This window comes from Aminobacter sp. P4_H6_2 (assembly GCF_056400805.1).
On sequence record NZ_JBFUKO010000010.1, the window covers coordinates 18288 to 33003 of the forward strand.

At 62.1% G+C, this 14716-nt stretch carries 16 protein-coding genes; 11 read left to right on the forward strand and 5 right to left on the reverse strand.

All coding sequences use genetic code 11. From position 1 onward, the window contains the following. Positions 1-1101 (forward strand): DUF1513 domain-containing protein, encoded by a 1101-nt coding sequence (locus AC1DUU_RS01890; RefSeq protein WP_476781714.1) that lies wholly within the window; start codon positions 1-3, stop codon positions 1099-1101. A 16-nt stretch (positions 1102-1117) separates the two neighbouring features. Here the strand turns inward: AC1DUU_RS01890 and phnN are convergent, their stop codons facing one another. From phnN to AC1DUU_RS01905, 3 genes are all read right to left on the reverse strand, one after another. Further along, the gene (gene phnN, locus AC1DUU_RS01895; RefSeq protein WP_476781715.1) at positions 1118-1747 is read right to left on the reverse strand and encodes a phosphonate metabolism protein/1,5-bisphosphokinase (PRPP-forming) PhnN; all 630 of its coding nucleotides are present in this window, start codon (positions 1745-1747) and stop codon (positions 1118-1120) included. Between the two features lie 203 nt (positions 1748-1950). Beyond that, on the reverse strand, positions 1951-3543 hold the full coding sequence (locus AC1DUU_RS01900) for a peptide chain release factor 3 (RefSeq protein ID WP_476781716.1): 1593 nt from the start codon (positions 3541-3543) through the stop codon (positions 1951-1953). Between the two features lie 164 nt (positions 3544-3707). Then, complete coding sequence (locus AC1DUU_RS01905; RefSeq protein WP_476781717.1) at positions 3708-4814, reverse strand: DNA alkylation repair protein; 1107 nt, start codon at positions 4812-4814, stop codon at positions 3708-3710. 202 nt (positions 4815-5016) lie between these two features. Between AC1DUU_RS01905 and AC1DUU_RS01910 the strand changes: the two genes are divergently transcribed. The 3 genes from AC1DUU_RS01910 to AC1DUU_RS01920 all read left to right on the forward strand — a co-directional run bounded on the left by AC1DUU_RS01910 (position 5017) and on the right by AC1DUU_RS01920 (position 6439). Further along, positions 5017-5328: an ArsR/SmtB family transcription factor gene (locus AC1DUU_RS01910; protein ID WP_476781718.1), complete on the forward strand. Its 312-nt coding sequence runs from the start codon at positions 5017-5019 to the stop codon at positions 5326-5328. Then, positions 5325-5804 carry an SRPBCC family protein gene (locus AC1DUU_RS01915; protein ID WP_476781719.1) on the forward strand — a complete coding sequence of 160 codons (480 nt, stop codon included), beginning with the start codon at positions 5325-5327 and terminating at the stop codon, positions 5802-5804. Before AC1DUU_RS01910 ends, AC1DUU_RS01915 begins: the two co-directional genes overlap by 4 nt. A 245-nt stretch (positions 5805-6049) precedes the next feature. Further along, positions 6050-6439, forward strand: coding sequence for an SRPBCC domain-containing protein (locus AC1DUU_RS01920; RefSeq protein WP_476781720.1), 390 nt, complete (start codon positions 6050-6052; stop codon positions 6437-6439). Between the two features lie 13 nt (positions 6440-6452). Here AC1DUU_RS01920 and AC1DUU_RS01925 read toward each other — a convergent pair whose 3' ends face one another. Continuing rightward, entirely contained in the window at positions 6453-7247 is a 795-nt protein-coding gene (locus AC1DUU_RS01925; protein WP_476781721.1) for a class II glutamine amidotransferase, read from the reverse strand. A gap of 227 nt (positions 7248-7474) precedes the next feature. Here AC1DUU_RS01925 and dut point away from each other — a divergent pair, with 227 nt between their 5' ends. The 3 genes from dut (at position 7475) to AC1DUU_RS01940 (ending at position 9489) form a co-directional block, all read left to right on the forward strand. After that, positions 7475-7954, forward strand: a complete 480-nt coding sequence (gene dut / locus AC1DUU_RS01930) for a dUTP diphosphatase (protein ID WP_476781722.1) — start codon at positions 7475-7477, stop codon at positions 7952-7954. Next, the gene (locus AC1DUU_RS01935; RefSeq protein ID WP_476781723.1) at positions 7951-8607 is read left to right on the forward strand and encodes an HAD family hydrolase; all 657 of its coding nucleotides are present in this window, start codon (positions 7951-7953) and stop codon (positions 8605-8607) included. Before dut ends, AC1DUU_RS01935 begins: the two co-directional genes overlap by 4 nt. 72 nt (positions 8608-8679) lie before the next feature. Then, the gene (locus AC1DUU_RS01940; RefSeq protein ID WP_476781724.1) at positions 8680-9489 is read left to right on the forward strand and encodes an isocitrate lyase/PEP mutase family protein; all 810 of its coding nucleotides are present in this window, start codon (positions 8680-8682) and stop codon (positions 9487-9489) included. Here AC1DUU_RS01940 and AC1DUU_RS01945 read toward each other — a convergent pair. Next, positions 9486-10202 (reverse strand): sulfate transporter family protein, encoded by a 717-nt coding sequence (locus tag AC1DUU_RS01945; protein WP_476781730.1) that lies wholly within the window; start codon positions 10200-10202, stop codon positions 9486-9488. The two genes, AC1DUU_RS01940 and AC1DUU_RS01945, sit on opposite strands and share 4 nt — an antisense overlap. Before the next feature lie 157 nt (positions 10203-10359). On the opposite strand from AC1DUU_RS01945, the gene AC1DUU_RS01950 reads away from it, so the two are divergent. The 4 genes from AC1DUU_RS01950 to AC1DUU_RS01965 form a co-directional block, all read left to right on the forward strand. Next, entirely contained in the window at positions 10360-11352 is a 993-nt protein-coding gene (locus AC1DUU_RS01950; RefSeq protein ID WP_476781725.1) for an adenosine kinase, read from the forward strand. A gap of 908 nt (positions 11353-12260) precedes the next feature. Beyond that, on the forward strand, positions 12261-12896 hold the full coding sequence (locus AC1DUU_RS01955; RefSeq protein ID WP_476781726.1) for an outer membrane protein: 636 nt from the start codon (positions 12261-12263) through the stop codon (positions 12894-12896). Between the two features lie 423 nt (positions 12897-13319). Continuing rightward, entirely contained in the window at positions 13320-14342 is a 1023-nt protein-coding gene (locus AC1DUU_RS01960) for an SIR2 family protein (protein ID WP_476781727.1), read from the forward strand. 9 nt (positions 14343-14351) lie between these two features. Continuing rightward, the coding region (locus AC1DUU_RS01965; RefSeq protein ID WP_476781728.1) for a hypothetical protein at positions 14352-14716 on the forward strand (365 nt) is incomplete at its 3' end.

Genomic DNA, 14716 nt, shown 5'->3' on the forward strand with positions numbered 1-14716 from the left:
ATGCGCTCGCCGCTGTTCGACCGCCGCGATTTCCTCAAGGCGGCAGGTGCGACCTTCCTGATGTCGCTCGCTCCCGCCAAGCGTGCGCTGGCGCTCGAAACCGACGCTATGTTCGCCACCGCTTACCAAGCACGCACAGGCGAATATGGCGTCGCGGTGCTGTCGGAGGCCGGCAAGATCCTGCACAGCGTGGCGTTGCCCGAGCGCGGCCACGACGTCACCTTCGATCCGATCTCGCGCAAGTCGGTGGTGTTCGCGCGCCAGCCCGGCACCTTCATGCTGGTCTTCGACCACACCGGCAAGGATGAGCCGCTGACCATTCCGAGCATCACTGGCCGGCACTACTATGGCCATGGCGTGTTTTCGCCCGATGGTGCCCTGCTCTATGTGACCGAGAATGATTTCGACAATGCCGCCGGCATGGTCGGCATCTATGACGCGCGCGACGGCTTCCGCCGCCTCGGCGAGTTCCCGACCCATGGTGTCGGCCCGCACGAGCTGATCCTGCTTGGCGACGGACGCACGCTTGCGATCTGCAATGGCGGCATCGAGACCCATCCGGATTTCGGCCGCGCCAAGCTCAATATCCCGATCATGAAGCCATCCTTCGTGCTCGTCGACCGTGTCAGCGGTGTTCTCCTGGAAAAGCATGAGCTGCCGGAAAAGCTGCACCAGCTTTCGATCCGGCACATGGACATCGACGCCCAAGGCACTGTCTGGTTCGGCTGCCAGCATGAGGGCCCGGCGACGGAAACGCCGCTGCTCGTCGGCTGCGCCGCGCGCGGAGAGGAACTCGCCATGCTGGAGATGCCCGAAGACATTCTCGGTGGCTTCCGCAACTATATCGGCTCGGTGGCGGCCAATCGCGACGCCGGCCTGGTGGCGGTGTCATCGCCGCAGGGCAACGCCTGGGCGATGATCGACGCCGGGACCGGCAAGGTGGTCGCCAGGAACGACCTGGACGAAGTCTGCGGTCTGGCGCCCGACCGCGGCGGCTTCCTCGCCACCACGGGCGCAGGCGTCATCGTCGAGCCGAACGGCAAGCAGGCAAGCCGCACGGAATATGTCTGGGACAATCACATGCTGCGCATGATTGCGTAAGCTTCTGCTTACGCAATCACACCTGACCTGATACGTCGGAAAAGGCGACCGCCTTGCGCAGCACGGCCAAGAACCGCTCGCCGGCGACATCGGCCGTACCGCTGTTGTCGATGGCGACATGGCCGGGACCGGAGAGATCGTGCGGAGCAGTGCGCGCCAGACGTGCCAGAACCTCGCCGCGTGACTCGCGCCCGCGCGCTGCCAGCCGCTCGGCCAGGATTTCGGGGGCAGCCGTGATTTCGACCACCGCTACATTGGCGTAGCGCTCGCGCAGAGCGGGGATGACGCCGCGCGAGGTGTTGGCGACAACGACATGGCCGACCGCAATCGCATCGTCGACGGAAGCCGGAATGCCGTAGCGCAGGCCATGCGCTTCCCACGACAGCGCGAAAGCGCCGGAAGCGTCGGCCTCGACGAAAGCGGCGTCGGCCAGTGTATCGTGATCTTCGGTCGCCCCGTCGCTGTGGCGGGTGATGACGCGGCGGGCGAAATCGACGTGCTCGTCGTCGCCAAGGCGCTCGCGGACATAGGCGATCAGCGTGTCCTTGCCGGCACCGCTGGGGCCAACGACAGCGACGAAGACGCCGTTGCGGACGGGAGAGCCGATTTGGGTCAATTCACGCTCGATCAATGCTGAAACCATCATGCGTCGTCATTCCTCCGTGCCAGCGCATCGGCCCGCCGGGGCCCTGGACAGGCAACGGCGCATTGAACATCTCAAGTGTCGCACTGTCACCCACCTTGGGTTGGACCAGGGTCGACAGCGGCACCGAAATGTCATTAGGCGATTTACATGACGGAATGACGAAACGGAGAGGCGGAGCAGCAAAGCCGCTCCGCTTTCTGGGATCACGCGACGATGTCGCGGACCTGATAGTCCTTGATCGCGGCAAAGCGGATCAACTTCCAGCGCTCGGCCTCGTAGTTGAGCGAGAATTCGTGCTGGGCGAGGAACACCGGATCATTGTCGAGATCGCGCGCGATGTCGCCGCGATGGCTCTCGATGAAGCGGTGCAAATCGGCCTTGTCGTCGGCGTCGATCCAGCGGCAGATCGAAAACCGCGCCATCTCGAAGTCGACCGGCAGCGTGTATTCCACCGACAGCCGCTCCTTGAGCACGTCGATCTGCAGCGCACCGACGACGCCGACGATGGCCGGCGAGCCGTCTTCGGGCTGGAACAGCTGGACCACGCCCTCTTCGGCCATCTGGTGCAGCGCTTCCTTGAGTTTCTTGGCCTTCATCGCATCGCCGAGGCGGACGCGGCGCAGGATTTCCGGCGCGAAATTAGGCACGCCGCGGAACAGGATGTCCTCGCCCTCGGTCAACGTATCGCCGATGCGCAGCGTGCCGTGATTGGGGATACCCACCACGTCGCCGGCATAGGCTTCGTCGGCGGTGATGCGCGAACGGGCGAAGAAGAACTGCGGCGCCGACAGGCTCATCTGCTTGCCGGTGCGCACCAGCTTGGCCTTCATGCCGCGCTTGAGTTCGCCCGAGCAGACACGGACGAAGGCGATGCGGTCGCGGTGGTTGGGGTCCATATTGGCCTGGATCTTGAAGACGAACGACGTCATCTTCTCCTCCGTCGCCTCGACCTTGCGCGTGTCGGCTTCCTGAGCACGGGGTGGCGGGCCGATCTCGCCCAAAGCCTCGATCAGGTCGCGGACGCCAAAATTGCGCAGCGCCGAGCCGAAATAGACCGGCGTCAGATGGCCTTCGCGGAACGCCTGTAGGTCGAAGGGCCGGCACGCCTCGCGGGCCAGCTCCAGCTCCTCGATGAAGGCCGGGCGCTCATTGTCGGGCAGAAGGCCGGCGGCGCGGTTGGAGTCGGGGCCGTGGACAGGCGTGCGCTCTTTTTCGGCATCGCCGTGGCGCACGGCGTTCTGGGCGAGGTGATAGGTACCGGAAAACGTCTTGCCCTGGCCGATCGGCCAGGTGATCGGCGCGGTGTCGAGCGCCAGCTTCTCTTCGATCTCGTCGAGGATCTCGAAGGTGTTGCGCGCCTCGCGGTCCATCTTGTTGACGAAGGTGATGATCGGGATGTCGCGCAAGCGACAGACCTCGAACAGCTTCAGCGTGCGCGGCTCGATACCCTTGGCGGCGTCGATGACCATGACGGCGCTGTCGACCGCCGACAGCGTGCGATAGGTGTCGTCGGCGAAGTCTTCGTGGCCGGGTGTGTCGAGCAGGTTGAAGACGTTGTCGCCATATTCGAAGGTCATTACCGAGGTGACCACAGAGATACCGCGCTCGCGCTCGATCTTCATCCAGTCCGAGCGGGTCTGGATCTTGTCTTTCTTAGCCTTGACCTCACCGGCAAGCTGGATCGCGCCGCCAAACAGCAGCAGCTTTTCGGTCAGCGTCGTCTTGCCGGCGTCAGGGTGCGCGATGATCGCGAAAGTGCGGCGGCGCGCCACCGCCTTTTCGATGTCTTCAGCCATCGGGGATTCCTATTGTGCAGTCGGGAGACAGCCAGTTTTCCCCTGCCCGAAAAAGGCAGAGCCGTCACGGCGCACCGCAACCGGCAGGAAACAGGCCGTCCGCCACTATTCCTTGCGCGGGCTTCTAGCAGCGGGGCCGGCGGCTGTCGAGGAATTGGCGCAGATCATCCCCTCAACTCGAAACCGGATTCGGCCAATGTCTCGCCGTTGACGATCAGTTCTATCAGATGATGGCCGGGATAGTGCTTGCGCGTGGTGAAATCGCGCACCGCCTGGCTGATCGAAATTTCCCTTTGGCCGCCCGCCGGCAGGTTGATCTCCTTCAGCTTGAAGACCTTCTTCGCGCTGCCGCCGCTTTTCTTGACGTAGTGGACGGCATAGTCGACCACCAGCTGCTGCGCTGCCGCGGCGGTCGAGGCAAGGCTTGCCTTGAGCGTGATGCGGCCGCCGAGCATGATGGCGGCCGGCGACACCGCGAATGCCTCGACGCGGACCATCGGCGTGCCTGTCGTGCCGATGGCGCCAAGCGCACGTGCATCGCCCTTCTTGATCATTGTCCTCAGCGCATGCTTGACGATCCAGGCGGTGTTCTTGTCGTCCATGTCCCACGCGGAAACGCGGTCGATCACCTTGTCGGGATGGTCCTTGGAGATGTCGTTGAGGTGGTTTGCCACCGATTTGCGCACGTAGAGGCTGGAATCGCATTTCAGCGCCTCGATGATCGGCGCCGTCGGCGAAGGATCCTTGATCAGCCGCTTGAGCCGGAACGACCATGGCAGCCGCGGGCGCGAGCCCTCGCTGGCGAGGCGGCGCACATGTTCGTTGTCATCAAGCGCCCAGCCACGCATCACCTGAAGGGTCCTGTCGAAATCCTGAGCCAGGAAATGGCGGATGGCGAATTCGGCCGATCCGAAGCGGGTGAAGAATTTCAGCGCCTCCATCGACAGGTCGAAATGACCCTTGCCATAGAGCGCGACGTGTTCGGACAGGACGATCGATGCGAAGCCATGCTGGATACGCGGTGCGAGCTCATGGAGAACCCCAATCGCGTCCTCGAAGCCGCCGGGCAGGCTGGCGTGCAAGCTCATCGCCGTCAGACGCATACGCTGCATGATGCCGAGTTCGTCGAGGTTCTCGGTAGCAAGCACCATGAATTTTTCCGCATCGAACCCTGGCGCGATGGATGCCGTTTCATGGGCGATGTGGCGAAGACGCGCCCGGTCGAAAATCTCCTTGAGCGCCGGCGCGGCTTGTGTTGGGTCTTCCGTCATCAGTCTTTCGTCCCTGCACTGCGCCCCCGCGCAGGCCCCTGTGCGACATTTCGCATGCGGGGCCTCCTGCGCAGATACGAACCGATCCGCGAAACTACAATCTCTCTCCTGCCAAGGAGCTGTCAGGAGCCACCGGCGTGGCCATTTTCAGGTGCGTCTCCAACGTGGTTGACTTACCATCAGTTTATACTTATCATTAGTTATGACTTATGATTATTCGCAGATCACCGCTCTAGCCGACCCAACGCGCCGCATGATCTTCGAGCGTGTAAGCGTGGGGCCCTGTTCGGTGGCGGAGCTGACGCGCGGACTTCCCGTGTCGCAGTCTGCGGTTTCGCAGCATCTCAAAGTGCTCAAGGAGGCGCGGCTGGTGCGTATGGAACCTCAGGGCGCGCGCAATATCTATCACATCGACCCGGCCGGCCTTGGCCGCATGCGGGCATGGCTCGATCAACTCTGGGGCGACGTACTCGACGAATTCAAGCTCAAGGCGGACAAGGAGGACCAGACATGACAGTCACGATTTCGCCATCGCCGGTGCGCCGCTCGGTCACCGTCAAGGCAAGCCCGGCACGCGCCTTCGAGGTCTTCACATCGGGCTTTTCGAGCTGGTGGCCCAAGACCCACAGCATAGGCGCCGCCCCGCTCAAGACGGCGACCATCGAGCCCCGTGCCGGCGGGCGCTGGTACGAGACCGGCGAAGACGGCAGCGAATGCCCATGGGGCGATGTCATCGCCTGGGAGCCGCCGCAGCGCATCGTGCTCGCCTGGCGCATTGGCACGGACTGGAAATTCGATCCCGACCTTCTTACCGAAATCGAAATCAGGTTCGTTGCCCTTGCAGGCGGCGGAACCCGCGTCGATCTCGAACACCGGCTGCTCGAGAACATGGGCCCGAAGGCCGAAGAAACGGCCGTGATGCTCGATTCCGAAGGCGGCTGGGGCGGCATTCTTCAAGGCTTCGGCGCGGCGGTCGACGCTGCGGGCTGACCCGAAACCGAACCCTTCGCGACATGCGGCCCCGGCATCGTGCTCGGGCTGCATGTCGTCGTTGACGGCTACAACCGACAGGCAGAAAATATGCGCAAAGGCGTCGATCAATGCGACGCTGCCCTACAGCGCCGCGCGTCCTTTGGGACGCGCAAAGGACGCTGTAGCTTTGAAGTTGCGCATGACCCTTTCCGAAAATCGATTCCGATTTTCCGGGTCATGCACCAGCGATCCAGGAGGTCGCCATGACCATCCATCAGGAAGTTCATTTCAAAGGCACGCCGAAAGACATCTACGACCTGCTGCTCAATTCCTCCCGTTTCCAGGCGATGACGGGCGGACGCGCAGCCCACATCTCACCCCATGAGGGTGGCGAAGTGTCGATGTTCGGCGGCGACATCGAAGCGCGGAACGTCGAGCTGGTGCCCAACCGACGCATCGTCCAGACTTGGCGGGCGCGCGCCTGGCCCGAGGGTATCTTTTCGATCGTCCGCTTCGAGTTGCAGGCCGACGGCACCGGCACCAGGCTTGTCTTCGACCAGAGCGGCTATCCCCGGTCGACGCACCACACGCTCGAAGACGGCTGGCAGAAGATGTACTGGGAGCCGATGAACCACGCGCTGACGCATCATTGATGTATCGGCGATTCTACTCGGCAGCGCGCAAGCCTTCAGCCGCCGGCTCAAACGTGCGGATCGACATGCCATCCCGCGTCATGGTGACGAAGCTCGACGGCGGCACCGCCTGCCAGCTCTGGCCTTCGCGGTCGAACGGCTCCGAGACGATGCAGCGGCCACTGCGATGGTCGCTGGTGTAGAGCGTGGGCGCATGCGCATCGGTGGCGTAGCGCACCGCAAACAGGCTCTCCCCATCGCTGAAGGCGGCGGTGAGCTTCAGCTGCGGATCGATGCCGGCGCTATACGCTGCCGCGACGACGCGTCGGGTGGCGCGCGCGACCGCACCTTGCGGATCGGCGTCGAGCCCCTCCTCCAGCATCAGCAGGAAGAACAGTTCGGAATCGGTCGTGCCCTGGCGCTGGTCGTACAGTTCGTCGCCGATGCTCGCTTCTAGCCGGCGGCGGATCTTTTCGAAGCTCGAAATCTGGCCATTGTGCATGAAGCTCCAGCGGCCCGAGATGAATGGGTGGCAATTGGATCGGCTGGTGGCACCACCGGTCGACGCCCTGACATGGGCGAGGAACAGGCCTGATTTGATCTGCCGGCACAGGCTCTTCAGGTTGGGATCGGACCACGCCGGCAAGATGTCGCGGTAGAGGCCCGGTTCCGGACGGTCGCCATACCAGGCGAGTCCGAAACCGTCGCCATTGGTCGGCGACTTCGCTTCCTGGGCGTGGTGGCTCTGGGCAATCAGCGAATGACAAGGCGCTGTCACGATGTCTTCGAGGAAGACCTCATCACCGAGATAGGCAGCCCATCGGCACATGGCTCATCGATCCCAATTTGGGCCCGCAATCGTGGGCGCAGACGTCGCCCAGACTCAGCCAGCATGGATAACAAAACGTAAACGGCGTGCGTATGTCTATCTGACCCAGGTTGCAGCTGCGTTTCGCTGCGGCGCATGGCGAAAACCACACAGTTGCCTCATCTGAAACATAGAGCGCAGATATCGGGATTGACGTTCTTCGATGACCGTCCCATAGGATCGCCGCCATGAAATCCGCCCCTGAAAACTCTTCCGCCCCCGTCATCGGGATCGTCCGCTTGCCGCACTCAGCCGAGCTGCCCCTGCCGTCCTACGAGACATCAGGTGCCGCAGGCATGGACCTGCGCGCCGCAGTGCCCGACGACCGTCCGCTCCTGATCCTGCCCGGCAAGCGCGCATTGGTGCCGACAGGCCTGGTGTTCGAAATATCCGAAGGTTTCGAAGGCCAGATCCGTCCGCGCTCCGGCCTTGCCTTCAAGCACGGCATCACTTGCCTCAACACGCCCGGAACCATCGACAGCGACTATCGCGGCGAGGTCAAGGTGCTGCTGATCAACCACGGCGACGAGGACTTCTACGTCGAGCGCGGCATGCGCATCGCCCAGATGGTGATCGCTTCGGTGACCCGCGCTTCGATCGAGGAACGTAACCTTGCCGGCGAAACGACACGCGGCGCCGGTGGCTTCGGCTCGACCGGCACCGCATGAGGGCGCCCAAGCTCGTCATCTTCGACTGCGACGGCGTGCTCGTCGACACCGAGCCGCTGGCCAACCGGCGACTGTCGTCTTGGCTGAGTGAAGCCGGTTATCCGGTGAGCTACGAGGAGTGCCGCCGGCAATTCGTCGGGCGCAGCTTGGTATCGGTGCAAAAAGAAGTCGAGGCGACGGGCATCAGCCTCGGGCCTGACTTCGTCGAGCGCTGGTATCGCGAGCTGCCTGATCTGTTTGGCAGCGGCGTGCAGGCGATCCCGCATATCGAGACCTTCATAGATGCGGTCAAGTCTGCCGGCATCGGCTATTGCGTGGCGTCTTCGGCGCGCGTCGGCAAGATGCACATGACGCTTGGCCAAACCGGGCTGCTTGAGCATTTCCGCGACGTGCTGTTCTCCGCCACCATGGTCGAGCGCGGCAAGCCGTTCCCCGATCTTTTCCTGCATGCGGCGGGCAAGATGGGCGTTGAGCCGGCCGACTGCATCGTCATTGAAGACAGCGTCGCCGGCGCCCAGGCCGGGGCTGCTGCCGGCATGCGGGTGTTTGCCTATCACGGCGACCCGCATTCCGACCGCGACGGCCTTGCCGCCGCCGGCGGTGTCTTGTTCAACGACATGCGCAGCCTGGCAGGATTGATCCCCATCCCCTGAAATGGGGATTTGTGAGGTCCAGAAGTCCGGGCTAGTATCCCCTTGGTGCGGTTCAGTCTTGAGGGCTAGGCGATGGACAAGGGCGCGGTTTTCCGGAAACTTCACGAGGCGCCCGGCGCCTTCATCATTCCCAATCCGTGGRATGTCGGCACGGCCAAGCTTTTGGYCTCCTTCGGCTTCGAAGCGCTGGCGACGACGAGTGCCGGATTTGCCTTTTCGCGCGGTCTTCCCGACGGCGGCGTCGGCTTTGAGACGATGATCCACCATTGCCGCGACATGGCGCATGCCACCGGCCTGCCGGTGTCGGCCGACCTCGAAAAAGGCAAGGGCGACACCCCCGAAAGTGCCGGCGAGACGATCTTTGCTGCCGAAGCCGCTGGCCTTGCCGGCTGTTCGATCGAGGACCACACCGGCGAAGCCGACAAGCCGATCTACGAATTTTCGCACGCCGTCGAACGGGTGGCCGCGGCGGCCGAGGCCGCACGCGCGCTGAAGCACGATTTCGTGCTGACCGCGCGCTCGGAAAATTTCCTGTGGGACCGGCCCGATCTCGACGACACGATCAGGCGGCTGCAGGCGTTCGAGAAAGCCGGGGCCGACGTGCTCTATGCGCCTGGGATTACCGACATCGGCATGATCCGCACGCTGTGTGCCTCAGTCAGCAAGCCGGTCAACGTGCTAGCGGTGCCGGGCTTTTCTGTCGCGGTCCTTGCCGAGGCGGGTGCCAAGCGCATTTCGCTCGGCTCGAAGCTCACCACCTATGCCTTCGGCATGATGGAGCGGGCGTCGCGCGAGATGCTGGGCCATGGCACGTTCGAGTTTTCCCGCGACGGCATGCCCTATGGCAAACTGCAGACGCTGTTCGCCGCCGACGAGCGCTAAGCCCGGGCTATTGCCATCTCGRTCGCCGACACCGCCTTGTGCAGATGCACCATCATCGCCGCGGCGAAGAGCGGCGTCAGCAGGTTGAGGATCGGCACGGCCAGGAAGGCTGATATGACGAGTCCGGCCAGAAACACCGTGCCGGCGTTGCGGCGGCGCAAGTCCTTGGCCTCCTGCTCCGAACGGAAGCGCATGGCGGCGAATTCGAAGAACTCGCGGCCGAGCAGGTAGCCGTTGACCAGGAAGAAGGCGCCGATGTTGACGACGGGGATGAACATCAGCAGCAGCGCCAGCAGATTGCCCACAATGACGATGCCGAAGAACTTGATCGCCAACACGAGCGAGCGCAGCGCCGGCACCGGGCGGCCGGGCGCATCCCTGGGATAGTCGGTCTTTTCGACGACCTCGGCGACATCGTCCAAGAACAGGCCGGCCACGATCGCCGTCACCGGCGCGATCAGCAGCGCCAGCCCCAACGCCAGGCCTATGCCGGCAATCACGGCGGCGATCAGGCCGAGCCAGCCGGTCCAGGCCGGCAGGCCGGGCAGCATGGCCTCGATCCACGGCCAGGCGAGCCAGTCGAAGACCTCGCGGAGGCCGAACCACAGGGCGACCAGCGCAAGCAACGTCAGCCCCAGCGTCTTCAGGAACACCTGTCGGAACGCTGGCGTGAAGAGCTGGCTTGCAGCAGTGCGGGCGGCGTCGAGTATCATTTCGTTGGTCATCCCCTGTTCGCTCCAAGAGATAGGCAGCGCACCGCAAGGCCTCAAGCGGCGCCGCGACAAATTCGCGGGGTTTGCAAATGCCGCGCGAGCCGTTATTGCGGAGCGGTTTTGTCCACCTTAACGGCACGCCGCCGCGGAGACCCTGATGAGCCAATATGACGTGCTGTGCATCGGCAACGCCATCGTCGACATCATCGCGCAATGCGATGAAGCCTTTTTGGCCGACAACGGCATCATCAAGGGCGCGATGAACCTGATCGACGCCGAGCGCGCCGAGCTGTTGTATCAGCGCATGGGCCCGGCGATCGAGGCCTCGGGCGGTTCGGCCGRCAATACGGCGGCCGGTATCGCCAGCTTCGGCGGCCGCGCGGCCTATTTCGGCAAGGTGTCGCGCGACCATCTCGGCAACATCTTCACCCACGACATCCATGCCCAGGGCGTCGCCTTCGATACCGCGCCACTTGCCGGCACCCCGCCGACGGCGCGCTCGATGATCTTCGTCACCCCCGATGGCGAACGCTCGATGAACACCTATCTCGGCGCCTGCGTCGAGCTTGGGCCAAACGACGTCGAAGCCGACAAGGCAAGCGGTGCCAAGGTCACCTATTTCGAAGGTTATCTGTGGGACCCGCCGCTGGCCAAGGAAGCGATCCGCCTGACCGCGGCGCACGCGCACGCGGCGGGCCGCGAAGTGTCGATGACGCTGTCGGATTCGTTCTGCGTCGACCGCTACCGCGCAGAGTTTTTGGAGCTGATGCGCTCGGGCACCGTCGACATCGTCTTTGCCAACTCCCACGAGATCAAGTCGCTGTACGAGACCTCGTCCTTCGACGAAGCGCTCGAACAGATCCGCAAGGATTGYAAGATCGCCGCCGTCACCCGCTCCGAGAAGGGTTCTGTGATCGTGCGCGGCGATGAAACCGTGGTCATCAAGGCGACCGAAATCCGCGAGCTTGTCGACACGACAGGCGCCGGCGACCTCTATGCCGCAGGTTTCCTCTACGGCTACACCCAAGGGCGCTCCCTCAAGGATTGCGGCGACCTCGGCTCGCTGGCGGCAGGCCTGGTGATCCAGCAGATCGGCCCGCGCCCACGGCAGAATTTGAAGCGCGAAGCCGAACAGGCGGGGCTGCTGTAGGCTTCTTTTTCCTTCGCCCCGTTTACGGGGAGAAGGTGCCCCGCCCTCGACAGGCTCGGGAGGCGGATGAGGGGCGGCGCAAACCTGCCCGCTCTCATTCCCGCCCACCCCCCTCTGTCCTGCCGGACATCTCCCCCCGCAAGGGGGGAGATCAACCATCGCCTCGACTTTCGCCAATCACCAGCCTCCTACTGAACGACATGTTGCAGAACGGGCGCCCCGCCTGACACTGCCAATCTCCCCCCTTGCGGGGTAGATGTCCGGCAGGACAGAGGGGGGGTGCTGTCCGGCGCACCTCTCCTTTGCCACGCCCCGTTGCCGGTCTGGCCATTGTGATGAAAAGTTCGGGAAGCGGGGCGCGAGGCCGTGCCTTCCTATTGATAATATGTGGCGCGACGTTCGCGCCCCGCTCGGTGTTCTTGCCCCGCTCAGTCGCCTCGGCTTTCACCGCCAGCCGCCGCAAGGCCCGGGCTTGGGGGCTCATCACCCAGTGGGAGAACCGACCTCCCACCAGCCCGGCACCGGCGCTTCCCCCCGAGCCCGGTGCGCACCGGGGTCCCGTGGAAGATCGCGAGGAGAATGATACGGGAGGTGGAGAGGGCGTGGAAAAACAGGGGTGGTTTCTCCACGATGATTGCTGACAGATGGTGACAGGATGGACCTGTCCGAGCTCAGGCAACTGACGCAGACAACGCCTGATGACATCAAACAAACGCTTGCGCCCATCGTCTTCAGCCACATGGCCGTGTACTTCTCGCAGTACCTGCCAGCTCCTGCCGTTAACATAAAATCAACTACGTTCTTCTAAAGCCATGGACTATTCCGTTTTGGGGGACATGATGAAATCGATTCTTCTTGCTACAACTTTCTTGCTCGCCGCTGCGGGGTCCGCCCTTGCGGCCGATGCAGTGTCTATCGAAGCTGCACCCGAGATGGCGCCAGCCGGCTTTGTCTGGACCGGCGGTTATGTCGGCCTGCAGGCCGGCTATCTCTGGGGATCGACCTCGGTGGCATTTCCTGAAGTACCGGTCCTATATTCCAATCCCGATCCTGACGGCTTCATCGGCGGCGTCTATGCCGGCTACAACCATCAATTCGACAACGGCTTCATAGCGGGTCTCGAAGGCGACTTCGCCCTGTCGAACGCTGACGGAAACGACTTCATTTGGGACGATATCGGCTCATTTCCCGATGAGACCTGGACCAGCAGCATCGACTGGACGGCTGCGATCCGGGCACGAGCCGGCTACGCGATCGACCAGCGCACCATGGTGTACGCCGCCGGCGGTGTCGCCTTCGCGCATACCGAAGCGACCGTCAGCGATTTTGGCGTCGTCAGGGAAAAGATTTCCGACACGCTTGTCGGCTGGACCGTCGGCGTGGGCGGAGAACATGCCCTTACCGACAATCTGATCGCCCGCGCCGAATACCGCTATTCCGATTTTGGATCGAACAGCCACACCGGCCTACCCAGCGGCATGCTTGATACCGACCTTGAGTATCAAACCCACGATGTCAGGCTGGGCCTAGCGTACAAGTTCTGACCGAGCTGCATGTTCTGAAAAGCCCCGGCCAACCGCCGGGGTTTTTTGCGTTGGGGCGTAGTACCCGGAGGGGAACCTTTGGACGGAACCTCCCCGGGCAACAGGCTACGTTGGCCCGCTGCCGGAGGCGCCGGCTCCTCCCCGCATGCCACCGTCGCGACCGGCGTTCCCGCAGGAGAAACTGAGGGAATTGTACGGGAGGTTTGGGAGGGCGTGGAAAAACGGGGGCGGTTTATCCACGGTGTATGCTGACAGATGGTGACAGGGATGGAAGCTATTCTTCCACACGCACGATCATCTGACTGGCTCGACGACTCACAGAGTTGCTAGGGCTTATGTGGAAAGATTTGCATCAATTCTTCTTTCCATCTCGCAGACTCAGAAACCATGGTAGACAAAATCATTGCTTAATGGACCCGCTGCATGAACATCGATGAACTCGCTAAGCTCGCACAAAGATGTTTCACTGCGCATCCAACAATCATTCTAGGGAGTGGCGCTTCAATGCCTCACGGCCTTCCTAGCATGGGAGACCTGCAGAAGTTTCTGGTCTCCAATATCACGCCGGAAGGCGACGAAGAGGATAGTGGCTGGCTCCTTGTTCGCACCGCTCTCAGCAGCGGAGACCATCTTGAAGCAGCCCTCGACGGGAAAACCCTTCCAAAATCTCTCCTCCAGAAAATTGTAAGGGTGACTTGGGAATGCGTGAATGCGAAAGACGCCGAGATCTATCGGGAACTCGCTGCCGCCCCTACCGCTCTTGCACTCGGCGATGTGCTGAAAGCACTCTTTCGCAGCAGCAATAGTTCTGTCGACATCATCACTACCAACTATGATCGAATTGTCGAATACGCATGCAACTCGGTAGGCGTACTCTTTCAGACCGGCTTCACACCTGGATACTTCCAAACTTGGGCAAGCGATCCAGAGCTACATTTTTTCCGAGGAAACAAGCAAACTCGAACCGCGCGGCTGTGGAAAGTACACGGTTCGCTGGACTGGTTCCAGCTAGCGGACGGTCAAACCATCGGGCTGCCGGCATTCAATTTGCCAGATGGGAACTTAGTGCCACAGATCGTAACTCCCGGGCTAAACAAATACCAAAAAACCCAGGAAGAACCTTTCCGCTCGACCATGGCGGGGGCTGACAGGGCATTGAACGGAGCTCAGGGCTTCCTTTGTGTAGGATATGGGTTCCGCGACGAGCACATCCACCCGAAGATCAACAAGCGTTGCCGCGAAATGAATGTACCTACCGTGGTGCTTGCGCGAACTCTCACGGACGAGGCTAAGAGCTTCTTACAGAGCCACGCCGGGCAGAATTATCTTGGAATTGAACGCGCCGGGACGGGCTGCCGAGTCTTCTCGTCCAGTTCTCCACACGGCGTAGAGATTGAAGAAGACGACCTTTGGTCATTGGAAGGCTTCCGCAAACTCGTACTTTAGGAATTTGGCATGACTATCTTTGATTTTGAAGATTCAGAGGCTCTTGGAGCGGTTATTTCCGTTGATACGGTCGCAGTAACAATTCGTGTCGACAATCTAGATCGACTGAAGCGGCTTCAAGTCAATCGTCTAGCAGTATTGCAAAGCAGCCGAGCGGGGCAACATCTCATTGGGATTGTCGTCAAGATCACACGCAAACCTGACGAGCGAGTGGGCGTCGGGGATGATATTGCCGGTGACGATCAACTTGAACCAAATGAAAATAATCTCGTCAAAATTACCCTAATCGGGACTCTATTGGACAGAGAAGGTACAAAACAGAATGTCTTCCGCCGCACCCTAGAAACAGTCCCCGAGATCGAAGCCAACTGTTT

Coding starts and splice junctions, on each gene's coding strand:
- AC1DUU_RS01890 (WP_476781714.1), top strand. CDS start 1: ATGCGCTCGCCGCTGTTCGACCGCCGCGATTTCCTCAAGGCGGCAGGT.
- phnN (WP_476781715.1), bottom strand. CDS start 1,747: ATGATGGTTTCAGCATTGATCGAGCGTGAATTGACCCAAATCGGCTCT.
- AC1DUU_RS01900 (WP_476781716.1), bottom strand. CDS start 3,543: ATGGCTGAAGACATCGAAAAGGCGGTGGCGCGCCGCCGCACTTTCGCG.
- AC1DUU_RS01905 (WP_476781717.1), bottom strand. CDS start 4,814: ATGACGGAAGACCCAACACAAGCCGCGCCGGCGCTCAAGGAGATTTTC.
- AC1DUU_RS01910 (WP_476781718.1), top strand. CDS start 5,017: ATGACTTATGATTATTCGCAGATCACCGCTCTAGCCGACCCAACGCGC.
- AC1DUU_RS01915 (WP_476781719.1), top strand. CDS start 5,325: ATGACAGTCACGATTTCGCCATCGCCGGTGCGCCGCTCGGTCACCGTC.
- AC1DUU_RS01920 (WP_476781720.1), top strand. CDS start 6,050: ATGACCATCCATCAGGAAGTTCATTTCAAAGGCACGCCGAAAGACATC.
- AC1DUU_RS01925 (WP_476781721.1), bottom strand. CDS start 7,247: ATGTGCCGATGGGCTGCCTATCTCGGTGATGAGGTCTTCCTCGAAGAC.
- dut (WP_476781722.1), top strand. CDS start 7,475: ATGAAATCCGCCCCTGAAAACTCTTCCGCCCCCGTCATCGGGATCGTC.
- AC1DUU_RS01935 (WP_476781723.1), top strand. CDS start 7,951: ATGAGGGCGCCCAAGCTCGTCATCTTCGACTGCGACGGCGTGCTCGTC.
- AC1DUU_RS01960 (WP_476781727.1), top strand. CDS start 13,320: ATGAACATCGATGAACTCGCTAAGCTCGCACAAAGATGTTTCACTGCG.